General features: G+C 35.3%; 21 protein-coding genes and 1 pseudogene. 5 read left to right on the plus strand and 17 right to left on the minus strand.

Annotated elements, in window-relative coordinates:
* Window positions 1-125 precede the first annotated feature (125 nt).
* Both ILS93_RS25370 and ILS93_RS25375 read left to right on the plus strand, forming a co-directional pair.
* A complete protein-coding gene (locus ILS93_RS25370; RefSeq protein WP_000914737.1) occupies window positions 126-683 on the plus strand; it encodes a GNAT family N-acetyltransferase in 558 nt (185 codons plus the stop codon).
* Between the two features lie 110 nt (window positions 684-793).
* Window positions 794-913 (plus strand): YfhE family protein, encoded by a 120-nt coding sequence (locus ILS93_RS25375; protein WP_000358487.1) that lies wholly within the window; start codon window positions 794-796, stop codon window positions 911-913.
* 370 nt (window positions 914-1,283) lie between these two features.
* Here the strand turns inward: ILS93_RS25375 and ILS93_RS25380 are convergent, their stop codons facing one another.
* From ILS93_RS25380 to ILS93_RS29015, 13 genes and pseudogenes are all read right to left on the minus strand, one after another.
* The gene (locus ILS93_RS25380; RefSeq protein ID WP_064477264.1) at window positions 1,284-2,450 is read right to left on the minus strand and encodes a diglucosyl diacylglycerol synthase; all 1,167 of its coding nucleotides are present in this window, start codon (window positions 2,448-2,450) and stop codon (window positions 1,284-1,286) included.
* 412 nt (window positions 2,451-2,862) lie between these two features.
* Window positions 2,863-3,594, minus strand: a complete 732-nt coding sequence (pflA, locus tag ILS93_RS25385; RefSeq protein WP_000589742.1) for a pyruvate formate-lyase-activating protein — start codon at window positions 3,592-3,594, stop codon at window positions 2,863-2,865.
* A gap of 68 nt (window positions 3,595-3,662) precedes the next feature.
* Window positions 3,663-5,912 carry a formate C-acetyltransferase gene (gene pflB, locus ILS93_RS25390; RefSeq protein WP_098102477.1) on the minus strand — a complete coding sequence of 750 codons (2,250 nt, stop codon included), beginning with the start codon at window positions 5,910-5,912 and terminating at the stop codon, window positions 3,663-3,665.
* Between the two features lie 339 nt (window positions 5,913-6,251).
* The gene (locus ILS93_RS25395; RefSeq protein ID WP_064477262.1) at window positions 6,252-7,799 is read right to left on the minus strand and encodes a glycosyltransferase family 2 protein; all 1,548 of its coding nucleotides are present in this window, start codon (window positions 7,797-7,799) and stop codon (window positions 6,252-6,254) included.
* Window positions 7,792-8,757: an NAD-dependent epimerase/dehydratase family protein gene (locus ILS93_RS25400; protein ID WP_222661581.1), complete on the minus strand. Its 966-nt coding sequence runs from the start codon at window positions 8,755-8,757 to the stop codon at window positions 7,792-7,794. Before ILS93_RS25400 ends, ILS93_RS25395 begins: the two co-directional genes overlap by 8 nt.
* Window positions 8,754-9,998, minus strand: coding sequence for a nucleotide sugar dehydrogenase (locus ILS93_RS25405; RefSeq protein ID WP_098110749.1), 1,245 nt, complete (start codon window positions 9,996-9,998; stop codon window positions 8,754-8,756). The genes ILS93_RS25400 and ILS93_RS25405 overlap by 4 nt, the downstream gene beginning before the upstream one ends.
* On the minus strand, window positions 9,988-11,535 hold the full coding sequence (locus ILS93_RS25410; RefSeq protein WP_229135727.1) for a glycosyltransferase family 2 protein: 1,548 nt from the start codon (window positions 11,533-11,535) through the stop codon (window positions 9,988-9,990). The genes ILS93_RS25405 and ILS93_RS25410 overlap by 11 nt, the downstream gene beginning before the upstream one ends.
* Before the next feature lie 13 nt (window positions 11,536-11,548).
* Entirely contained in the window at window positions 11,549-11,743 is a 195-nt protein-coding gene (locus tag ILS93_RS25415) for a hypothetical protein (RefSeq protein WP_098102474.1), read from the minus strand.
* A 16-nt stretch (window positions 11,744-11,759) separates the two neighbouring features.
* A complete protein-coding gene (locus tag ILS93_RS25420) occupies window positions 11,760-12,161 on the minus strand; it encodes an LSm family protein (protein ID WP_098102473.1) in 402 nt (133 codons plus the stop codon).
* Window positions 12,162-12,329: 168 nt separating this feature from the next.
* Window positions 12,330-13,145, minus strand: a pseudogene (locus tag ILS93_RS25430) (sugar ABC transporter ATP-binding protein).
* A gap of 136 nt (window positions 13,146-13,281) precedes the next feature.
* A complete protein-coding gene (locus ILS93_RS25435; protein WP_088046945.1) occupies window positions 13,282-14,520 on the minus strand; it encodes a serine hydrolase domain-containing protein in 1,239 nt (412 codons plus the stop codon).
* Window positions 14,521-14,783: 263 nt separating this feature from the next.
* On the minus strand, window positions 14,784-16,286 hold the full coding sequence (gene nagE, locus ILS93_RS25440; RefSeq protein ID WP_064477256.1) for an N-acetylglucosamine-specific PTS transporter subunit IIBC: 1,503 nt from the start codon (window positions 16,284-16,286) through the stop codon (window positions 14,784-14,786).
* A 171-nt stretch (window positions 16,287-16,457) separates the two neighbouring features.
* The gene (locus tag ILS93_RS29015) at window positions 16,458-16,541 is read right to left on the minus strand and encodes a transcriptional regulator (RefSeq protein ID WP_081257449.1); all 84 of its coding nucleotides are present in this window, start codon (window positions 16,539-16,541) and stop codon (window positions 16,458-16,460) included.
* Between the two features lie 69 nt (window positions 16,542-16,610).
* Between ILS93_RS29015 and glsA the strand changes: the two genes are divergently transcribed.
* Together glsA and ILS93_RS25450 are read left to right on the plus strand one after the other, a co-directional pair.
* Complete coding sequence (gene glsA / locus ILS93_RS25445; RefSeq protein WP_001149843.1) at window positions 16,611-17,540, plus strand: glutaminase A; 930 nt, start codon at window positions 16,611-16,613, stop codon at window positions 17,538-17,540.
* A gap of 175 nt (window positions 17,541-17,715) precedes the next feature.
* The gene (locus ILS93_RS25450; protein ID WP_000766602.1) at window positions 17,716-18,057 is read left to right on the plus strand and encodes a DUF3969 family protein; all 342 of its coding nucleotides are present in this window, start codon (window positions 17,716-17,718) and stop codon (window positions 18,055-18,057) included.
* Window positions 18,058-18,179: 122 nt separating this feature from the next.
* Here ILS93_RS25450 and ILS93_RS25455 read toward each other — a convergent pair whose 3' ends face one another.
* A complete protein-coding gene (locus ILS93_RS25455) occupies window positions 18,180-18,791 on the minus strand; it encodes a manganese efflux pump (protein WP_098102471.1) in 612 nt (203 codons plus the stop codon).
* Window positions 18,792-18,921: 130 nt separating this feature from the next.
* On the opposite strand from ILS93_RS25455, the gene ILS93_RS25460 reads away from it, so the two are divergent.
* On the plus strand, window positions 18,922-19,575 hold the full coding sequence (locus ILS93_RS25460; protein WP_098102470.1) for a DUF1232 domain-containing protein: 654 nt from the start codon (window positions 18,922-18,924) through the stop codon (window positions 19,573-19,575).
* 99 nt (window positions 19,576-19,674) lie between these two features.
* Here the strand turns inward: ILS93_RS25460 and ILS93_RS25465 are convergent, their stop codons facing one another.
* The 3 genes from ILS93_RS25465 to ILS93_RS25475 form a co-directional block, all read right to left on the minus strand.
* Complete coding sequence (locus ILS93_RS25465; RefSeq protein ID WP_064477254.1) at window positions 19,675-20,949, minus strand: acetylornithine deacetylase; 1,275 nt, start codon at window positions 20,947-20,949, stop codon at window positions 19,675-19,677.
* Window positions 20,950-21,057: 108 nt separating this feature from the next.
* Window positions 21,058-22,479 carry an amino acid permease gene (locus ILS93_RS25470; protein ID WP_064477253.1) on the minus strand — a complete coding sequence of 474 codons (1,422 nt, stop codon included), beginning with the start codon at window positions 22,477-22,479 and terminating at the stop codon, window positions 21,058-21,060.
* Between the two features lie 99 nt (window positions 22,480-22,578).
* Window positions 22,579-22,833, minus strand: a complete 255-nt coding sequence (locus ILS93_RS25475; protein WP_000784766.1) for a biotin/lipoyl-containing protein — start codon at window positions 22,831-22,833, stop codon at window positions 22,579-22,581.
* Between the last annotated feature and the right edge of the window lie 175 nt (window positions 22,834-23,008).

The raw sequence follows: 23,008 nt of genomic DNA on the forward strand, positions 1-23,008 counted from the left end.
ACCAGCGTTAGAAACTGGTTCTAGTGGGTTCGATTCCCACCCCGAAATTTTTTAAAGATTGATATAAAAATTTCGAGGGTGGGGTGTTTTTTCGTCATGCTACCCTCGTGTGAGGAGGAGTTAGTATGTTGAAAAAACGCGACTTACACGACAGCCACGTTCTATACGAGTTAATGGTGGACCCAGCTGTCTTCCCTTTTGTGCGTCAAAAGGCTTATTCTTATGAGGAGTATTTATTTTTAACGAAACAAACGATTGAAGCTGAAGAGCGTGGGGAATTAATTTCACGCACAATTTTAGATGAATGGGGTAACCCTATCGGAACAATTACTTTATTTGATGTGCAAGAAAAAGCCGGATTTCTCGGAACATGGCTTGGCAAACCCTATCATGGAAAAGGCTATAATAAATTGGCGAAAGATTCATTTTTTAGTGAACTTTTCTATGAATTAGATATTGAAACAATCTTTATGCGTATTCGTAAAATAAATATTCGTTCTATTAAAGCTGCCGAAAAACTACAATATGTAAATCTAGCAAACGAAACAAGAAAAGCCGTTTATGATGAAATTAACGCAAATGAAGAAGTATATAACTTATATGAAATCCCAAAAGATCAATATACACTTGCTACAATGCGAGATACAACGTTCCAAGATGCTCACCAATTAAAAGAAGCGTAATCTAAATTTTTAGAAAAGATAATTAATCATTAACATTTTGCCATATACGTATATCACCCCATGTCTTTGGAAACGATAGATAGTGACTTTAGGACACGAGGTGATTTGTAATGGATAAAAAGAAACGTGACAAAACAAAAAACACATTATCTAGTACACAAGAAGTTCTCTACCAACGAGAATTTCGCAAAGCAGATCGCGCAGCGGGTTATCGCTCGAAAAGTATTTAAAGTGAGAATGAATAATTAGACGTTTTCCCCCCTAATTATTCATTCTCATTACATATTTTTTCTACGTGATAGAATAGACAAAAAAGGTTCCTTATAAATAAGGAACCTTTTTTGTGTGGATAACGTTATCCACACAATTTATAGAATTGTGAATAAATTCAACAAACCCTTCACAAGTTTATATGTTGTGACGCATAGTAAATGTTAGAATTGTGGATATTTTTCTAAAAATTGTGGATAATGTGGATATAGTTGTTAATATTTCGACTTTACTGTTTAATGAAAGCGCAATCTTCATGTGGATAAGTTACCACTTTATCTTATAAAACAATAAAGAACCCTCTTTAAACATATAAAAGAGGGTTTCATATTAAGTAAATAATTGTGCAAGAGCAGGTGATTTAATAGGTATATGATTCGGTTCTACATGGTTTTCTGTCAAAATTGTATCCACAATATGACCAGCTGGCTCCGGACGATAAATGCTTTTCATCGCTTCTTTCATTTGAAGAAGCTTCATATCATCTTGCAATAACGCCTCTGTCTTTGCAAAAACCTCACTATCATCACGAATGACAACTGCAGCGCCTTTTCTTTCAAAGTACATCGCATTTTCATTTTCTTGTCCTGGAACAGGTTTATATAAAATGACAGGTACTTGCAATGCTGCCGCTTCACTTAACGTAATACCGCCCGGCTTCGTAATCATACAAGAAGTAACACGGAATAATTCATCGATATTTTCAACATAACCAAATACTTTTAATGCATCAGGATTTTTTTCCTGAACCCCTAATAAATCCTGTTTTAACGCTTCATTTTTTCCACAAACGACAACTACTTGTAAATCAGGTACTGACATAAATGATTGGCATAGTTCTTTTACACTTCCTAATACCCCATGAGCACCTGCTACAATTAGTAAAATCTTTTTATTCTTACATAACTGATATTTATTATATATAATGTCTGGATTGATCTTCAGCTCAAAACTACTACGAATCGGAATTCCAGTTTCAACAATTTGCTCCGCGGGCACACCAATATCAATCATAATTTTTTTTACGTGATCAGTTGCTACAAAATAACGATCTACTTCCCGATGAATCCATATTTTGTGCACACAAAAATCCGTTAATACGTTATACACAGGAATTGAAATACCTGTTTGCTTTTTTAACTCTGGTACAGCTATGATCGGAAAAGTATTAATAACAATATCCGGTTTCTCTGCTTGTAAAAGTAATTTCAAACGTTTTCTTCCAAAATTCGCATACCAAGATGCTATTTTTTTATCATAAATTTTTTCTACGCCATAATAAAACAAGCGGTATAATTCTTTTCCTATTGTATAACTTTTTAAATATAAATATTTTGTAATATCGGTTATAACTGGATGTGATTCTCCGAACAAATCGCATACAATTACATCTTTAATTCCTTTTTGGCGAAATGTTTGTTCTAATGTTTTCGCTACTTGCACATGACCATTACCGTAATGTGCAGTTAATATTAAAACCTTGGGGTTTTTTATCAAACAAATCCACTCCTAGCTTATTGTTTCTCCATATTGCATATACGACAATAGGAAAAACATTTTCCTTAAAAATTACATAAACAGATTCTAATACTTCTCTTTCAGCTATGTACCTGTCGTGGATATGCAAAGCATATAAGATTGACCCCTTAATCCTATCTGTGCTCATATCTTTACATTATACTTTCCTATAAGAGCTTTCGCAATAACTTACAAATGTTCTCTATTCCATGATACTCACTCTTTTACTTCTTAATTCTTTTTACTATTTTGATTTCCCTTTACAATTATGTAAATTTCTCCACTTATTCCTTACAAAAATATGGATATTCTATTTTCAGTATACTCTTTTCTATATACATACTCTAGGTTTTATTGTAAAGAAAGCAAAAAGCCTAATCCAATATTTGGATTAGACTGCTTGTAAAATATGTCTTGCTTGCTCTACATTTTTTTCAGTAGGTGGTTCTACATTCGCAAGTGGATACTTATGCCCAAGTGCCTCCCATTTATATACACCAAGCTTATGATATGGTAGCACTTCAACCTTCTGAACATTAGACAGGCTTTGAATAAAGCTAGATAATTTTTGTAGATCCTCTTCATTATCCGTAACACCAGGAACTAATACGTGTCTTACCCAAATTGGTTTATTTTTATCCGATAAATAACGAGCAAATTGTAAAATATGTTCATTTGGTTTCCCTGTTAATTTACGGTGTTTCTTTGAATCAATATGTTTCAAATCCAATAAAACTAAATCTGTGTAATCCATTAAAATATCTAGCTTATTTTGGAATTCTGGTTCTTCAGAATAACAACCACCCGAAGAATCAATTGTTGTATGGATTCCAACTTCCTTACATTTCTTAAATAATTCAATTAAGAAATCTAGCTGTAATAATGGTTCACCACCACTAACTGTTATACCGCCTCCAGAAGCTTCAATAAAAGGAAGGTAACATGTCACATCCTGCATTACTTCTTCAACTGTTATTTCTTTTCCTTTACCGATCTCCCACGTATCAGCATTATGACAGTATTGACAACGTAATAAACACCCTTGTGTAAATATGACATAACGAATTCCTGGGCCATCAACAGTACCACAAGACTCTACAGAATGAATTCTTCCTTTTATCATGTTACTTCCTCCTTTATTGAAGCAGCCTCCCTCTGCTATTTATAAAAAGCAGAGGGACACTTTTTCACTTACATACTTTCATGCATTGTACGATTAATTACATCGATTTGTTGTTCACGAGTTAATTTAATAAAGTTTACAGCGTAACCAGATACGCGAATTGTTAATTGTGGATATTTCTCAGGATGTTCCATCGCATCCATTAATGTTTCACGATTAAATACGTTAATATTTAAGTGATGGCCTTCTTTTACTGCATAACCATCAAGCATTGATACTAAGTTACGTACTTGTACATCATCTTCTTTACCAAGTGCTTTTGGAATAATAGAGAATGTATTAGAAATACCATCTTGTGCATCTTCATATGGTAATTTAGCTACAGATAATAATGAAGCTAATGCACCTTTTGTATCACGGCCATGCATTGGGTTCGCACCTGGTGCAAATGGTTCTCCAGTACGGCGACCATCTGGAGTGTTACCAGTTTTCTTACCGTATACAACGTTAGATGTGATTGTTAAGATCGACATTGTATGAACAGAATTTCTGTATGTTTTATGTTTACGAAGTTTATTCATAAATGTTTTTACAAGATTTACAGCGATTTCATCTACACGGTCATCATTGTTACCGTATTTAGGGAAATCTCCTTCGATTTCAAAGTCAACTGCAATACCGTTTTCATCACGAATTGGTTTTACTTTTGCGTGTTTAATTGCACTTAACGAGTCTGCTACTACAGATAGACCCGCGATACCTGTTGCCATTGTACGAAGAACATTTGTATCATGAAGTGCCATTTCAATACGTTCGTAGCTATATTTATCATGCATGTAATGAATAACATTTAATGTGTTTAAATATAGACCCGCTAACCATTCCATTGTCATATCAAACTTATGCATAACTTCTTCATAATCTAATACTTCAGAAGTAATAGGTGCGTACTCAGGACCAACTTGTGCTTTAGATTTTTCATCTTTACCACCGTTAATCGCATATAGTAATGCTTTTGCTAAGTTTGCACGTGCGCCGAAGAATTGCATTTGTTTACCAATTCTCATTGCAGATACACAACAAGCAATTCCGTAGTCATCACCGTAGTCAGCACGCATAATGTCATCATTTTCATATTGAATTGCTGATGTTTTAATAGACATTTTTGCACAGTAGTTTTTAAAGTTCTGCGGTAATTGTTTAGACCAAAGAACTGTTAAGTTTGGTTCTGGAGCTGGTCCTAAATTATCTAATGTATGCAAGAAACGGAATGAGTTCTTTGTTACTAATGCACGTCCATCTAATGCCATACCACCGATAGACTCAGTTACCCAAGTTGGATCACCAGAGAATAATTCATTATAATCAGGTGTTCTTGCAAATTTCACAAGACGTAATTTCATAATGAAGTGATCCACTATTTCTTGTACTTCTTCTTCTGTCAAAGTACCATTTGCTAAATCTCTTTCAATATAAATATCTAAGAATGTAGAAGTACGTCCAAGACTCATTGCAGCTCCATTTTGCTCTTTAATCGCTGCAAGATATGCGAAGTATAACCATTGGAATGCTTCTTGTGTATTTTTTGCAGGCTTAGAAATATCAAAGCCATGAGAAGCAGCCATTTGTTTTAACTCTTGAAGTGCACGCATTTGCTCAGATAACTCTTCGCGTAAACGCATTGTATCTTCGCTCATTACACCGCCAGTTAAATTCAAATCAGCTTTTTTCACTTCAATTAAATGATCAATACCATATAATGCTACGCGTCGGTAGTCACCGATAATACGTCCACGTCCGTATGCATCTGGAAGACCAGTAATTACACCTGATTTACGAGCCGCTTTCATTTCTGGTGTATATGCATCAAATACACCTTGATTATGCGTTTTTCTCCAGTCTCTGAAAATACTGCTAAGTTCTTTATCCATTTCGTATCCATAAGATTCACAAGCTTGTTCCGCCATACGAATACCACCATATGGTTGTAAAGAACGTTTAAATGGTTTTTCAGTTTGGAAACCAACTACTTTTTCAATATCTTTATTTAAATATCCTGGTTCATGTGATGTAATAGAAGAAACAATTTTTGTATCCATATCAAGAACGCCACCGTTTTCACGTTCTTTCGTTGTTAAATCCATTACTTGATCCCAAAGTTGTTTCGTTGCTTCAGTTGCTCCCGCTAAGAAAGATTCATCCCCTTCGAAAACGTTTACATTATTTAAAATGAAATCGCGAACATCAATCTCTGCTTTCCATTTTTCACCTTTAAAGTTTTCCCATGCGTTTTTAACATTTTCTAATACTTGAGTCATCCTAATCTCCTCCATTTTTGATTAGTACAGGACTAAGATTTTTTATATAACAGCTTACACACTTAGAATACTACTTTTTTGCTAAAGTGAACGAAATAGTTGTGACATGTTTGTGAAAAGTTGAGCAAACTACTATATGCGTAGTGTTAACTTCACTTAAAAGTCTTTATAATTAACCCTTTCCTTAATTGTATTTTTTTGGTATCCTTATATACGAGTCCTATTTTGTAATATAAGAACAATACCCATTGTAGAGCTGTAATACTCTTATCTCCTAATCTGTTATAGTTTTTATAACAGAACAAAAAAGTGTACATATGTTGTACACTTTTTTTGTTACTACTCTAAAACATCTCTTTTTCTATTCCCATCATAGAATCCACCACGGCTGCCTTCTAATACAATTAATTGCTCTAATCCTTCTATATGATCACCTATAATTCGCAAAACAGCTGGAGGATGACCTATTTTTGCAAAATGTTCACTGGGACGAATGCGATTCATCTTATCGACCTCTACACGACTTACACACGCAATTTCGAATCCTGACAGAATAGCTTTCACTTGGGCTACACAAGGTGACAGTAAAGATCTATACCCGATTTCTTTCAAACACTTACGGCTAAACGCATTCGGTACAGCGATAAGAGAGCCTACTCCTAAATCTTTTCTATCACAAGCTAAATTTAATGCATATTTAAATGCAGTTACAAGATGAAGCGGTACTCTTAAATCTAAATAATGATTTAGATCATTTAATGCGACATCCATTCCATCTGCAATAGCTTTTGCAAATGGATATAGCTCACTAGCTGGAATAACAAAATCACCGTCTATAAATAACACAATTTCTCCTTTGGCGAAATAAGTTCCAAGTGAACGCCCCACATCGTTACCCAGTGCTTCTTTATATACAATTGTTGTTGCTCCCTTGTCTTTTGCAATCGTTGCTGTTTTATCAGATGAACCATTTACAACAACGATAATTTCAAAAGGTTCAATTTTGCGAAGCTCTTCTATTACGTTTCCAATTGTTTTCTCTTCATCTTGTACAGGAATAATGACCGATAATTGCTTTCCTTTATACAACTTAGATGTAACGCCCCATCCTTGATAAAAATCTTCGAAACTTAAAGTATGATAGACACACTCTCTTTTCCTATTTCCATCATAATACCCTCCGCGCTCATCACTGCCTACTATTCGCTCCGCTACAGCTTCTATATGATCACCTATCATCCGTTTTTCAGATTGAGAAAGACCCGTTCCATACGCAGCATGCTCGGTTGGCCGAAATTTATTCGGCGTAATAACGTCAATTGCACAATGACGACTCATTCTCCATTTGCTTTGTACTAGGCGTAAATGAGCTACAATAGGATTAACGAAACATTCATATCCAATGCTTTGAACAACTTCTTTCGTCAACGCATGAGGTACAGATAATAAAGAATCAATTTTTAACTCTTCACGCTCTAACATTGCATTTAATATTTGGCGCCATACTGTCACAGAGTGCGGTTTTTGTTTCTTTAAAAATAATGCGTCCAAATTATTTAAAACGATGTCGGCTTGATCATGTAAAATTGGATTCAGGAATAATTGTAATTTTGAAGTTTGAATAGCAAAATCTCCATCTATAAATAGTAATACATCACCTATCGCATGTTTTGCACCAACCGCACGGCCAACATCATTCCCTAGTAGCTCTGTATACTTGATTACTTTACACCCTAAACGATCAGCAACCTCTTCTGTACCATCATCACAACCGTTTGCTACTACAATAACCTCTACTGGATTCAATCCTTTTACCGATTGAATAACGTCTGAAATCGTATCCGCTTCATTACATACAGGTATAATAACCGACAGCGACTTAGCCATTGTTTTCTTCACGAAACCATTTAATAGTTTCTTTCAATCCTTGTTCCCACGTTATTGTCGCTTGAAACTGCACAAGTTCTTTTAATTTCGTTACATCTGGTCTTCTATTTGGAATTTCTTCAAAACCATGTGGATATACCTCTTCGAAAGGAACTTGGACAATCTTTGAAGAAGATTTCGTTAGCTTTTTAATTACTTCTGCTACTTCTTTTATACTCTTTTCGTTCTCAGAACCTATATTAATAATCTCACCATTTACCTTCTCATCCATTGCTCGAATCGTTGCCTCTACCGCATCACTTACATACGTAAAGCAACGTGTCTGCTTTCCATCTCCATATACGAGAATGTCTTCTCCTTGTAGGGCTGCACTGATAAATCGTGGGATTACCCCTGCATACGGACCATCTTTCGCTCTTGGACCATAAATATTAAAATAACGAACAATCGTTACCGGTAAACCTTCTAATGCGTAGCCTAAACATAATGTTTCTTCTAACGTTTTACACACTGCATAACTCCAACGTATTTTAGAAGTTGCCCCGTATAATCGATCCCCCTCTTCAGAAAAGGGTGGGTTTGCCTTACCATATACTTCTGAAGTAGACGCAAAGACTACTTTCTTCTTTCCTTTTAGCGCTGCTTGTAAAATGTTTCTCGTTCCATCAAAATTCGTTTCAATAAGCTCTATACTCTTTTCCATTGTCGTTTTCACACCTAAAATTGCTGCTAAATGAAACACTACATCATGTTGATTTACTAATTCATAAATAGAATTTTTATCTAAAACGCTTATTGGAATAACCCGAATTTCTTTCATTAACTCATCATGATATTTATTTTTTCCTTTATAGAAGTTATCCACAATCGTGACTTCATTTCCTCTTTTCACCAATTCTTCGGCTAGATGCGATCCAATGAATCCTGCTCCACCTGTAATTAAACATTTCTTACTCATACACTCACCTTCTTTATAATTCCACGTGTATCTATTACTCGCTTCATTCCTTTAAAAAGCTTCCAATCGATATTAGAGTGATCAGTTAAAATTAAAATACAATCCGCTTGTTTAATGACTTGTTCATCCAAAGAAACAGATTGGTACAACTTATCTCCAAATTTTGTAGAAGAAATATATGGATCGTGATATTCTATCTCATATCCTTCTTTTATTAACAATTCAATAATTGGTAAAGCCGGTGATTCTCTCAAATCATTTACATCTTTCTTATACGCAATTCCTACAATTAAAACTGATGCAGGTGATTGCACCATGCCTTTTACTTTCCGGACTATTTTCTCTGGCATTTCTTCATTAATCACATGTGCTGCTTCAATTAATTTACTAATTGTCCCATTCTTTTTTATTCTCCATTGGAAATATAAAGGATCTACTGGAATACAATGTCCCCCTATTCCTGGTCCTGGCCAATATGGGGTAAATCCAAACGGTTTTGTAGATGCAGCTTCAAGCGCCTCATAAAAATCAATTCCTAAACTTTCACATAGTGTGTTTAACTCATTTACTAATGAAATGTTGACTAGGCGCTGAATATTTTCAAATAACTTACACATTTCCGCTACTTTTGGAGAGCTAACAGGAACGACTACATCGAAAATTGTGCTATATAAATCCTGTACCTTTTGTTTGCACTGTTCAGTTTGTCCACTAATAACCTTTGGAATATCCTGAACGGAATATTGACTATTTGCTGGATCAATTCTCTCAGGAGAATATCCGATATAGAAATCTTCTCCTACCTTTTGGCCGCCTTGAGAAACAATCGGAATAATAACTTCCTCGAGCGTACCTGGATATGTGGAGCTTTCGAAAATGAAGGTTTGTCCTTTTTGAAGGTTTTGTTGTATATAATGCGAAGCTGAAATGAGGGCACTTAAGTCTGGTTCTCTTTGTTCATTAATTGGAGTCGGGACAGTGACAATAACATAATCACTATTTTGAAAATCAGCAATACCTTGATCCGGTGTATTTACTATTAATTTTTTTTTAGCCAATAAACTTTGTAACAATTTAGAAGAAACATCCGGAATATAACTTTCTCCTTTTACAATTGATTCTATTTTTCTAGTATCTTTATCTAATCCAAGTACTGTATGTCCTCTCTCTGCAAAATGGACTGCCAAAGGAAGGCCAACATATCCTAATCCGATAATGGCAACTGTACTACTAACATTCATTTGTATTCTCTTCTTCCTTTCTCAATTGTTGAATTATATTTCTATCCCGCTCTCCATCTGTAAAACTCCCGCGTTCGTCTGTGGATTGTAATAAATGTGCAATCGCCTCAAGTTGATCACCGAAAATACGGTCAAATGCCGGAATACGTCCATTTACAAATCCATGTTGCTCTGGGCGTACTCGATTTGTTTTTATTACATCCACAAATTCTACTGCTGTAATAGAAAATCCCTCCAAAATAGCTTTCATTTGAGCTAATGGAGGAATAACGAGAGAGTCATATCCTATTTGTTCTATTACCTTTTTATGCATAGCATGTGGTACTGCCGTTAATGAGTTATTCCATAAATCTGGTCGTTTTGCTACTAAATTCACAAAATATTTCCCCATGCTAATTGGATCTGCCGGATGAAACATATCTAATAAACACTGTAAGTCATTTAATGCCACATCATACCCATCTTCAATAGCATGTAAAAATGGAATTAGTTTTTTTCCCGGAATAACAAAATCACCATCGACAAATAAACAAATATCGGCCGTGGCATGCATAGCGCCTATCGCTCGGGCCACATTATGCCCGAGAGCCTCCTCGAATTCAATAACGATCACATTCTCTAACTTTGCTTGTTTACTTGTCTCAATATCAGCTCCATTCGCAACCACTATAATTTCATCTACACCTGCTTTTTTTACTTCTTGTATAACAGACCTTATCGTCATTTTCTCTTCTGATACGGGGATGATCGCACTATATTTCGCTTTTTTCTTTTGTAATACAACTGGTTTATACTTTCCTATAAACCCTCTATCCCTATTTCCTTCCGAAAAACCACCACGCTTACCATATATTTCGATTACGTATTGCAGAGCACGTAAATGATCTCCCATAATACGACTAGTCGCTTTCGGATAAGGCGAATCGGGTGATGTACCAGTATGCACAGGACGCACTTTATTTGTATGAATAACATCGACCGAAGCCGTATCGACAATATCTACTCCTCTAGACATCGCCATCGCTTGAAACAGCGCTGGATCTGCTAAATTCCACCAACCAAATTTCTGAATAACTTCCCTACTCATTGCATGTGGAATTGCGATTAAAGATCCAACAACAAAATCTTTTTTATTCAAATAACGATTCAACATACACTTGCCAACTGTCGTATAATGCGGTCTCATCTTTAAATAAACGGACCATGTTAAATTATTCACAAAAATTTGGTGGCCTTGCTGAATTCCTTTTACGAAACGTTGCAACTCTTTGCTATCAATGACGATATCACCATCTAAAAACAAAACAATGTCACCTTTCGCTTCTCTTGCTCCGATTGCCCGTCCAACATCATTGCCAAGAGAATAGTGATAATAAATGACATGGCAATGATGTTGTAACGCTATTTCTTTTGTCCCATCTGTCGATCCATTATCAACTACGATAATTTCATAAGGTTCGAGCTTCTCCACTTCTACTAAAACTTGTGATAAAGTACTCGCTTCATTATGTGCTGGAATAACAACTGATACTCTCATATTTGTATCACGCTTACCCTTCCAAGCGAACATAAGCAATAATAGGAGTACGCACAACTACATCTTCCGGTGTTCCATAAGAAGGAGAAGTACGAACACTTACTGCCCCATCTGTCACAGATAACAGAATACCTGCAACAATTTCAACAGCTGTCACAACTTGCACTAACTCACCAACATGGTTACGCAATTCATCAGTAAATAACATATATAAATCTCCTTTCTTACGCTTCTTTAATTGATATAATACTTGTAAATGGTACTAAAACTTCAGTTCCGATTCCTTCTTGCAGTGTTAAGAAATCATCACCAACTGCTACAATCACACCTGTTAGCTGTCCAACCGTCACAGTAATTTCGACGTTTTTACCTAAATATTGCTTTGCAATTTCTTTAAACGGTGATGTATTACATTCTTTTAATATGTTACAAATAATAGATTGAAATTGACTTGATTCAATAAATTCTTCCGTAGCTTTCTTTGAATTTCTTTGAATAAACCTTGCAAAGTTTTGCGAAAATAAAATTCGTTCCACAGCAGGTAATAATTTGTCATCTAAAAAATAGCCTAATTGTCTATTAAATAATCGAGATAATTTATGCCAATATTTTTTGAACAGACACATATACTTCTCCTCCTATTATTTTTTAAAGTTTAAAAATTACATCCATACATCTTAATGTATACAGAGCAGGCTTTTTTTGTGATAGGTAAGGCATACATTTTCAAAGAAACAATCTTTTCTAGTCACATAAAAAAGATAGATGGTATCCCATCTATCTTTTTGTATATTTTAATTTTTAATTGTAACTATCGCAGAGACACTGTAATAAACCGCTCGTGGTAATTCTGCCTGCTCACTTATAGAAGCTGTAACAAGTGAACCACCACTTACCGAGAAATACTTAACAGCTTCTAAAGGAATACCATCTTCTTTTACATCAATATGCGTTCCATCTCGCCAATCTATTTTCTGCATTGTTGCTGAAAGGTCCCCAGTCACTTTACTAAATTCTTTACCATCCATCCCTAAAAAGATTCATTCCCACTTTGTTAAACTTAATACTTGTTTCAACTCTCCAATTTTCTTTCCATCTACATTAGAAAAAGTATAGAAATTGCGTAATCCCTTCTCCTTTTGAACACGCAATAATTTTTCTCCCGAGTGATTATACAAATAAAATTGTTGCTTATGTAGTCCCTTAAAAAGAAACGAAAGTACAGCTTGCCATACACGTTGAATAACCAAATCATACTCTTCTTTTAAAAATCCTAATGCACTGCCATCTAATCCAAAGTACGTTATTACTTGAAATACCCCTACCTCTTTGCGAACAACAAATTTTTTTTGCTCAAATAATTCAGAAGTCTCTATATTATAATTTTCCTGTTTAAGCATTTTTGACCTTCGTTTTTCCATAAAACTATATATTAATAATCCAAATTCTGGTAGTACAACACTTATTAATTTCAGATTTTCTTTCTCCGAAGTGAACAGCCTTCCTTTTTTATATTCCATCACTAATACAATTGCGACGATAATCCATACAATGACAGATACAAAAAATATGCGTTTTGCATTACGTGCGTGATGCTTATGTATACTCATGTCCCTCCCCCCTTTTCCATTTATCCCGCATTAACTGGCAGTAAGGCCCCCACTGATTAAAGTTTCACTTTATTTCATTATCTCATTGCCCCCTACACTTCCTCAATAAAAAAAGACCATCCAATAGGATAGCCTCTTACACTTCAATATTTCGCAACATCGTATAAATGTCGTTATTCACTTTACCAAACGATTTAATGTTGTTTTGAATGTTAGATAATAAAACGACATACACACTTCCGTTTTTACTAAATCCATTTAAGCAATTCCATCCTGGCATTACACCGTGATTTGAATAACTACCTGGGTCTACGTACCAACCAAATCCGTAATCTTTTTTTCCGCCTGTAAACATTTGATCATAGCTCTCTTTTGAAATTAACTTCCCAGAGAAGAGTGCTTCATTAAATAAATATAAATCATGTGCACTTGTATATATATCACCACAACCATATAGTTGTGACATACTTGGAATATTAGGTGTTGTCATATTGTTATTTACTATTTTATAACCTGTCGATGGAAACCTTGTTTGCTCTAACGCTTTACCGAAACCAGAATGTTTCATACCCGCAGTAGCAAAAATATGTTGTTTAATATATTCTTCTAACGGTTGTCCACTTACCTTCTCAGCGATGTAGGCAAGTATCGAATAGTTCGAATCGGAATATTTCCATTTCTCTCCTGGACCCCCAACACGCTTTTGCTTTCCTATTCGTTTTATCAATTCTTCATGAGAAATATCCTCTGTTCCCTGCTCATACTCTGGGATTCCTGATGTATGTGTTAGTAAATGTTTTAACTGAATACCATTACCTTGAGGGAAATCTGGAATATACTTTGCAACCGTATCCTCTACGTTTAATTTATTTTGATCCTTTAATTGCATAATAGCAGTCGCTACAAATGCCTTTGAAATAGAACCAATATAAAAAGTTGTCTCTGAATTATTCGGTACTTGTTTCTCTTTGTTCGCCATACCGTATCCCTTATTTAAAAGAACTTTTCCGTTCTTCACAATAACAGCCGTCCCGCTAAATCCTGCGTTTTGTAAATATTGATCTAATTGAGCGTTTTCATTAATTTCTTGAGGTGGTCCCTCAGCAGGCTTTTCCACAGCTTGTACTTGCTTTACTTGTTCTTCCTGCTCTTTTTGTTTTTGTGCTTCTTGCTTCTTCTTTTCTTCTTTCTTTTTTAGCTCTTCTTGTTTCTTCATTTCTGCTGCTTTTAAAGTTTCTTCTTTCTTATTATGCGCAACAATTTTTGTATACATGAAATATACAACTGAAAATAGTAAGACGAGAATGATTGTTCTTTTTATGTATACAATCGGCCGACGTGCTTTCCCATTCGCATTATTTTTTTCCTGATCCATGATTGCTTTTTTCCCCTTATTTACCGATAATTTAATTCCACTACACAAGATTCATTCCGGATCTTTTTCATAGATTTTTGACATTCCATTCGACGTCATCCCTACTTTATCACGCACTACCCATATTACCAACCTATATGTATGAAAAAGAAAAAGAAAATTTACAAAAGTAAGATTCCCGTTAAATTGTTAACAAAAAAAGAGGATATCCTCTAAAAAAATTGATGTTATCAATCTTTTGGGATATCCTCTTATCTCATTATTTATACGTGTTTTTTCATATCATCGGCAACGGATTCAACATTTGTACCTACGATAACTTGGACACTCGTGTTACTTAATTTCATAACACCTTTTGCACCAGCACGTTTTAATGCTGCTTCGTTTACTTGACCAGCATCTTTCACTTGTAAGCGTAGACGTGTTGCACAGTTATCAATAACTGTTAAGTTTTCTTTTCCACCTAAAGCTGCTACGTAAGTTTCACCAATTGAACCTGCAACTGGCGCATCATCCTCTTCAGCTAACTCATCGTCATCTTCACGACCAGGAGTTTTTAGGTCGAATTTCTTAATTAAGAAGTAGAATACTACAAAGTAAATTACTGCGTAAATTAAACCGATTCCCGCTAGCAATACTGGTTTTGTTGCAATACCGAAGTTTAAGAAGTAATCAATTGCACCGGCACTAAATGTGAAACCATCGTGAATGCCAAGTGATGTTGTTACAAATAAAGAAATACCTGTTAACACGGCATGAATACCATATAATACTGGTGATAAGAACATGAATGAGAATTCAATTGGTTCTGTAATACCAGTTAAGAATGAAGTTAATGCTAGACCACCTAACATACCTGTAACCATTTTACGTTTTTCTGGTTTAGCAGCTGCAATCATTGCGAAACATGCTGCTGGTAAACCGAACATCATAACTGGGAAGAAACCAGTCATAAACATACCTGCTGTTTTATCCCCTGCAAGGAAGCGAGCAATATCACCATTTACAACATTACCTGCTGCATTTGTAAAGTCACCAAATACGAACCAGAAGTATGTGTTCATTACGTGGTGTAAACCAATTGGAATTAATAGACGGTTTAATAAACCAAATAGACCTGAACCAACTGCACCTAAATTAACAATTCCATGAGCTAATGCATCGATAGCATTTTGAATTGCTGGCCAAATTTGAGCGAATAGAATTCCTAATATTAGCATCACAACCGATGTAACAATCGGAACGAAACGTTTTCCAGCAAAGAAACCTAACCATTCTGGAAGTTTAATCTTATGGAATTTATTATAAAGGAATCCTGCTATAACGCCGACAATAATACCACCTAAAACTTTCATATCCACTTTAGTCGATAATTCGGCGGCCTTAGATACTTGTGTCATTGTATCTGCCAGCTTAGATGGATCTACATTTGCGCTATTGCCTATTAAATCTTGAACTTTACCTAATTTATCTTGTAATTCTACAGTAGAATATCCCTTACTAAGTGCATCAATACTGTTTTTCATAACCAGATAACCAATTGCACCTGCAAGACCTGCTGCACCACTACCATCCACTGAAAGACCGATTGCAATACCAATTGCAAAAATAAGTGCTAAATTATCAAAAACCGCTGCGCCGGCCTGTGCCATAACAGGAATATCAAATACATCCGGTTGCCCTAAACGAAGCAATAATCCTGCTGCTGGTAGTACGGCGATTGGAAGCATTAACGCTTTACCAATACGTTGTAAAAACTGCAACATTTTAATTCCCCCTATCAAATTTATGAAATCGTTATCATTATAAGTACGCCTTAGAAAACGCTTTCTATTTACATAACCATAATAACATATAGTTGTATAGATGTGTAGTTTTTATTTTCGAATTTTTTATGGATAAATCTCCTATTTCCAAACTGTTATATAAAAGGAAAATTATCCTTTTTTAATATAGAATACTCGAAACGAAATACCTACTATAGTACATATAACTTTCGTTTTATCATTCCACCTTTTCATGTTATTATTTATTTCCGAGCATATCGGGAAAAGTAAACGTAGTTAATTCGAAATAGGAGCGTTGGTACTATGCAGTGCATTGAAACAAACAACTTACAACAGTTGTTAGAACAAGTAAAACCATATACGAAAAAAGGAAAGCTTGCTACTTATATCCCCGAACTAGGAAATGCAAATCCGGCTGATTTAGGGATTGCCATTTTCCATAAAGAAACAGAATACATCCATGCTGGCAACTCACAAACACTATTTACTCTTCAAAGTATTTCAAAAGTAATTACACTTGCACTTGCCCTTTTAGATCGTGGTGAAGAATATGTATTTTCTAAAGTTGGAATGGAACCAACTGGTGACCCATTTAATTCTATTATTAAGTTAGAAACGACAAGTCCTTCTAAGCCACTTAATCCAATGATTAATGCAGGGGCACTAGCTATTACAAGTATGTTAACCGGAAATGATAATGAAGAAAAAATGGAGCGCATCCTTCATTTTGTACGTGAAATAACAGATAATCCTACTATTAATTATTCTTCTAAAGTTGCCAATTCAGAATTAGAGACAGCTTACTTAAACCGTTCACTTTGTTACTATATGAAACAAAACGGAATTATCGATTGTGACATCGAAGAACTTATGGATTTATACACTCGTCAATGTGCAGTTGAAGTAAACTGTATCGATTTAGCGCGTATCGGCTTAATTTTTGCGATGGATGGCTATGATCCATATAAGAAAAAACAAATTATCCCTAAACATATTACAAAAATCTGTAAAACATTTATGGTTACATGCGGTATGTATAACGAATCTGGTGAATTTGCGATTCGTGTTGGTATTCCAGCCAAAAGTGGTGTAGCTGGTGGTATTTTCGGCTGCGTAAAAGGAGAAATGGGAATTGGTATTTTCGGACCAGCTTTAGATGCAAACGGAAATAGTATCGCCGGTTTTAAAATTCTTGAACTTCTTTCTGCTCAAGAAGGTTGGAGCATTTTTTAATTCAGAGTTATCCTGCTATACTAGCAGGATTTTTTTATTTCATAAAACCCTCAATTTTATCAGCTATCCATATCCTTACAAAAACCGTACTGAAAGTTTCTCTATATCATGCATATTTGCTCCCCCCTCCTGAATAATATAGTACAACCTAGCGCTATATGTGGAGGTGTGAAAGATGAAACTAATATTTCAAATGGAAAAACAGCCTGTTCTTGAAAAAACAATTCTCCTTTTTATATTGAGTATTGTAGAAAGCTTGAAGTTAAAAGTTGTTTCACTCGATGAAGCTCACCGATACATATTCAATTTAGAAGTGCTTGAACTACTAATGGATCGAAACATCGATGATCAAGTACTTGAACTCATCCACTTCGGAATGGGACTTGAAGACATTCATCATGTGCTTCCTGAAGAACTTGAACATACTATTGAAGAATTAAAGTGGCTTTGCATTCAAGTGTTAAGTGAGTACAGTATGCATGAAGAATCGGAACAATTAATTGAAGATATACGTTAAAAAAGCACCTATGTAGGTGCTTTAATATTTATAAAAGCAGTAACGTTTCGGTAATTGCGCATCCGGTGTCGATATATGCAATTCATTCGAATATTTCCGAGGAAATGCTCGAACATTGTATGTTACAATAACTGATCTATCCCAATAAAAACTAATAGCATGCCCGCAATAACAGTAGCCCATTTCCCTAAGTATGCTGCTAAAAATCTTTTTCCTACATACGCAAAACCACTAATACAAATAAAACTAAACACCCCAGAAATAGTTGCTGTAAGCCACAGATTCAAGTTTGTTACCCCAGCATCAAATCCACCTGCAATATTATTAATAGACAATGCAATCCCTAAAACAATTGCTTCTGAAAAACTAATTGTTTTAGAACCATCAAAATCTGCTTTTTCTGGATCACGTAAAATTCCCATAAGTACATTACCATCGTTAGAACCTACAGTATTTCTTTGCCCCAAGAAAGGCTGACACAAAATAAACATCCCGATTATTCCTAAAACGATTGCTCCAATCAGGTTTGCAGTAAACTCTGAAATAAATAACGCTATCCAGTTCCCAAAAAATCCAGCTAACAAAGTAAATAAAAACCCAAAAAATGCGATGATAAAATTGTTAAGCCACGAAATTCGAATTTTACGAATGCCATATGCAATCCCAACACCTGCATTATCTAAATTAGAAGCAATCCCGATTAAAAAAATTGAAAATAGACCTGCCGTACTCATAAACAGCCACCCCTTTTTCTCACTTTTCCATGCATCTTATGAAAATGTTGAGCAACTGTGCCTGTCTGTTTCATATACATGTAATAAATGCTCAACATTTTTTCAACAATAAAAAAGGAGTGCCTTCACTATGCCTAGAGAAAATCCACATGAGCGGCTTAGTACATTAATAAAAAAACTTTTAAAAGAACGTGCCTTATCCATGCGCCAATTAGGAATGCATACAAATATTGATCCCGCAACAATCTCAAGAATTATGAATGGTAAACAACCGCCAAAACAAAAACATCTACAAAAATTTGCAGAATGTTTGCAAGTTCCACCCCAATTGTTATTTGATGAAATGTATCCTGATTCTCCTCACATTAATAAAGAGAAGACGGATATGTACACGTCTCTTGATACAATTCAGCAAACGCTGCAATCCTCTAACTTATTCGATTTCGACTATACAACAACTCGCGTAAAACAAGAACTTGAAAACTATGAACGCTATGCTCAGACAACAGAAGGCGAAAAACGTATTCATGAAAGTTTCGCCAGTAAATTAGAACAAATTGATAGCGCTGGTCCTTTTATTGAACAATTAACCGATATGTATCAACAATTTTGCAATGAAACTATCTCAAAAGAAGAACGTGCAGTTCTTGGAGGCGCATTACTGTATTTCATTTTATCGACAGATATTATTCCCGACTATCTCTTTCCAATTGGCTATTTAGATGATGCAATTGCTGTTGAATTAGCGAAAGAGAAATTAATCGAACTAAAACGAAAGACATAGAAAAATAAAGAACTATTTCAGTTGTTTCTGTTCAACTCTGAAATAGTTCACTAAAAAATCGTACAAGTATACATACCTGTACGATTTCAACACACTAATCTATTTTTTTGTATGACACCATTCATATATAAATGCTGTTATTACTTTTGTAAATTCAATTAACTGTTCTACTTCAACTTTCTCATTTATTGAATGAGCTTCTTCTAATGTACCTGGTCCGTAAATAACAGCTGGAATATGAAATTCACTAAACCAACCACCATCCGTTACCGTTGCAGACATATCTAAAATTGCATTTTTAGATAGAATTGATTCGTGCACTGAGCTAAGCGTTTTTACTGCTGCATGTTCACGATCTACTTCTAAAGAAGGGAAAATTTCGCCACGATCCACAATCATTGATTCTCCGCCCCACTTAAATTGTGGTGGATTTTCACTTAACCATGGATCGGCAGCCGCTACTTTCTCAATATACTCTTCAATTTCTTTTATTATTTGTTCATATGTTTCATTCGGATAGAAGTGCACCGTTATCCATAACCGGCACTCATCTGCAATAAACGCTGCATGACGTCCGCCTTCAATAACAGCTGGATTAATTGTTGTTGTTCCAGATGGATAGCCTTCATATGTTTTCATGACTGCCCAATGACGCTCTAATTCTTGTAAACTTTGCACAATTTTCATCATTTTTTCAATTGCACTCGCTCCGAATAAACGTCCTCCAGCATGAATCATTTGCCTGCGTGTTGCATCATGAAACGTCTGGGGGCTTTTCACAGTAATCCATCCAGTAATTACGCCGCCCTGTCCTTGCATATGTAAATCACTTGTATCCACTACGACTGCAAAATCAGCATCATAACCTCTTTTGCAGCATTGAAGTGTACCTGCCTCTCCCACTTCTTCCCCAATTACGGATTGAAAGATTAAATCTCCAGGTAATTCAATACCAGCTTCTTGTAAAAGCTGAATAGCAAATAGCGCTCCAGCCAGTCCCCCTTTCATATCTGCCGCACCACGTCCAACTAACCAACCATCTTTTATAAATGGTTCAAACGGATTTGTATCCCACGCCTCATCTGCTGACACTTCAGCTACATCCACATGTCCATTAATAATAAGACTTTTATGTGTGTCACTTTCTATCCCTTTTCTCACCCCAACAACGTTCGGGTCATTCGGATATACATCCCATTTATCAACACTAAAATTTCGTTTTCTTAGAAAATCTGCAACAAATTCTTGCACCTCATTTGTATTCCTCGCCGGCGGTGCTGGTGTTTCAAAGCGAATTAAAGTTTTTGTAAGCTCTAGTAACTCATCTTTTCGTAAATCAATCTGTTCTAATAGCTGTGAAACTTCTTGATTCATCGCTAATTCCCCTTTGCATACATAGTATGTTTCCAGCTTTATTGTCACAAAAAAAGAGACTGTTTACAATTTTACAGTCTCTTTTTTTAGCATAAGTTTCTACTATATTTATAAACTTTCTGCCTCTGTTTTATTTGTTTTTTCAATATGTTCTACCTTACGTGCCTTATTTCTTGTCGCACGGTAAAACAGTAAACAAACAATCATAAATGGAATACCACAATATAATGCCATTCTTTGTTCTGGAATAAAAGCCATACCAACAATTACTGTTACATTTAATACTAACGCAAGCAGTGGTACAAATGGATACAGCGGTGTTTTAAATTTCAAGTCCTTCACATCCCCGCCCTGCTTAATGTATGACCTTCTAGCCAATAAGTTAGATAGAGCAATAGATGCCCAAACTAATATCGCCCCAAACCCGGCAATAGAAAGTAGCCATAAATAAACTGTATCTTCCGCATAAATACCTGATAGTAATGAAAGGCAACCTACAATTGTACTTACAATCAATGCATAAATAGGAACACCATTTTTAGATAACTTACCGAAAATTGGACTAATCATGCCTTGGTTAGACATAGACCATAGCATACGAGAAGTTGCATATAATCCTGAATTCGCAACGGATAGAACCGCTGTAATAATAACGAAATTTATAATATCGGCTGCATAAGGAATGCCAATTTTATCAAATACAACTACGAATGGACTTTCTATCACTCCTGCTTGCTGCCAAGGGAATAAGCCTGCAAGAATGAAAATAGATAATACAAAGAACACAAGTATACGCCAAACTGTATTATTAATTGCCTTCGGGATCGTTTTCTCTGGATTTTCACTCTCTCCAGCTGCAATACCAACTAGTTCCGTTCCTTGGAAGGAAAAATTAACTGCAATCATCGTAATTAAAATGGCTGATAACCCATTTGGAAACAACCCACCATAATCAGTAAAGCTAGAGAACATCGGTGCAGGTTCGTTTCCTTTCATATCTAGAAAACCAAACATTGCTGCCCCGCCTAAAATAATAAATGCAATGATTGTAATTACTTTAATACTTGCAAACCAAAATTCAACTTCTGCAAAACTTCTTGAAGATAACGCATTGATAGCAAAAAGAAGCACCGCAAACACTACACACCAAATCCATGACGGTACATCAGGAAACCATCGTTTCATTAAAATACTAACTGCAATCAGTTCAATACCTATCGTAGCAGACCAGTTTAGCCACGACATCCAGCCGACTACATAACCCGCTGCAGGGGAAATGTGCTTTGTAGCATACGTTTGATAAGATCCTGCGTCAGGCATCGCAACAGCTAACTCTCCAAGACAGAGCATCGTTAAATACATAACAAATCCTCCAACAAGATACGCTACAATCGCTCCTCCAGGCCCAGCTTCATGAATGGTATACCCAGATCCTAAAAAAAGACCGGTACCAATAACTCCTCCAAGTGCAATCATAAATATGTGCCTGCTTTTCAATTCCCGTTTTAACCCTTGGTTTTGATCCATCATATAAATCCCCCCTTTTCCCTTTGGAAACCCATTTCATGTAAGCGTTTTTAAAAATATTCATAATAAGAATAATTATTGAAAAGAGCAAAATACATAGTATCAATCACTACCTGTTATTAAAAGATCATCCCTCACTGTTATTAATAACTTTTTATCAGCGATAGCTTGTCCTTCTACTACTTCTAAGGATTCGATATATCCACTGATCCCTACTTTAATTTCTACTTTCTGTTTATCTATTGTTTCAATTAACGCTAATTTCTCCCACTCGTATACGTAAGAACTTTCCGTAACAAATAACTTCTCTACTTTCCCATAACAAGGACTATACACGCCTTCTATAACCATCTTCACTTTATAAACTCCTCCTTCTTATTAATTGGTACTGAAACGTTGCATATCCCTCCTTTAGAGATTTCAACTATTATTTATGCAAAATGCGTACCAATCTCCAATTCCTATTTAAAATGAAGGTTTCTCAAAAAAAAAATCTTCATAACCGCAAAATTTTTCTATCATTTGAGAAATT

It is taken from the genome of Bacillus sp. 16GRE42 (assembly GCF_019837435.1).
In the GTDB taxonomy this organism is placed as follows: domain Bacteria; phylum Bacillota; class Bacilli; order Bacillales; family Bacillaceae_G; genus Bacillus_A; species Bacillus_A wiedmannii.

Excerpts from the sequence above, each read along its gene's own strand:
- ILS93_RS25370 (WP_000914737.1), top strand. The coding sequence starts at position 126 with ATGTTGAAAAAACGCGACTTACACGACAGCCACGTTCTATACGAGTTA.
- ILS93_RS25375 (WP_000358487.1), top strand. The coding sequence starts at position 794 with ATGGATAAAAAGAAACGTGACAAAACAAAAAACACATTATCTAGTACA.
- pflA (WP_000589742.1), bottom strand. The coding sequence starts at position 3,594 with ATGATAAAAGGAAGAATTCATTCTGTAGAGTCTTGTGGTACTGTTGAT.
- pflB (WP_098102477.1), bottom strand. The coding sequence starts at position 5,912 with ATGACTCAAGTATTAGAAAATGTTAAAAACGCATGGGAAAACTTTAAA.
- ILS93_RS25395 (WP_064477262.1), bottom strand. The coding sequence starts at position 7,799 with ATGGCTAAGTCGCTGTCGGTTATTATACCTGTATGTAATGAAGCGGAT.
- ILS93_RS25400 (WP_222661581.1), bottom strand. The coding sequence starts at position 8,757 with ATGAGTAAGAAATGTTTAATTACAGGTGGAGCAGGATTCATTGGATCG.
- ILS93_RS25405 (WP_098110749.1), bottom strand. The coding sequence starts at position 9,998 with ATGAATGTTAGTAGTACAGTTGCCATTATCGGATTAGGATATGTTGGC.
- ILS93_RS25410 (WP_229135727.1), bottom strand. The coding sequence starts at position 11,535 with ATGAGAGTATCAGTTGTTATTCCAGCACATAATGAAGCGAGTACTTTA.
- ILS93_RS25415 (WP_098102474.1), bottom strand. The coding sequence starts at position 11,743 with ATGTTATTTACTGATGAATTGCGTAACCATGTTGGTGAGTTAGTGCAA.
- ILS93_RS25420 (WP_098102473.1), bottom strand. The coding sequence starts at position 12,161 with ATGTGTCTGTTCAAAAAATATTGGCATAAATTATCTCGATTATTTAAT.
- ILS93_RS25435 (WP_088046945.1), bottom strand. The coding sequence starts at position 14,520 with ATGGATCAGGAAAAAAATAATGCGAATGGGAAAGCACGTCGGCCGATT.
- nagE (WP_064477256.1), bottom strand. The coding sequence starts at position 16,286 with ATGTTGCAGTTTTTACAACGTATTGGTAAAGCGTTAATGCTTCCAATC.
- ILS93_RS29015 (WP_081257449.1), bottom strand. The coding sequence starts at position 16,541 with ATGAAAAGGTGGAATGATAAAACGAAAGTTATATGTACTATAGTAGGT.
- glsA (WP_001149843.1), top strand. The coding sequence starts at position 16,611 with ATGCAGTGCATTGAAACAAACAACTTACAACAGTTGTTAGAACAAGTA.
- ILS93_RS25450 (WP_000766602.1), top strand. The coding sequence starts at position 17,716 with ATGAAACTAATATTTCAAATGGAAAAACAGCCTGTTCTTGAAAAAACA.
- ILS93_RS25455 (WP_098102471.1), bottom strand. The coding sequence starts at position 18,791 with ATGAGTACGGCAGGTCTATTTTCAATTTTTTTAATCGGGATTGCTTCT.
- ILS93_RS25460 (WP_098102470.1), top strand. The coding sequence starts at position 18,922 with ATGCCTAGAGAAAATCCACATGAGCGGCTTAGTACATTAATAAAAAAA.
- ILS93_RS25465 (WP_064477254.1), bottom strand. The coding sequence starts at position 20,949 with ATGAATCAAGAAGTTTCACAGCTATTAGAACAGATTGATTTACGAAAA.
- ILS93_RS25470 (WP_064477253.1), bottom strand. The coding sequence starts at position 22,479 with ATGATGGATCAAAACCAAGGGTTAAAACGGGAATTGAAAAGCAGGCAC.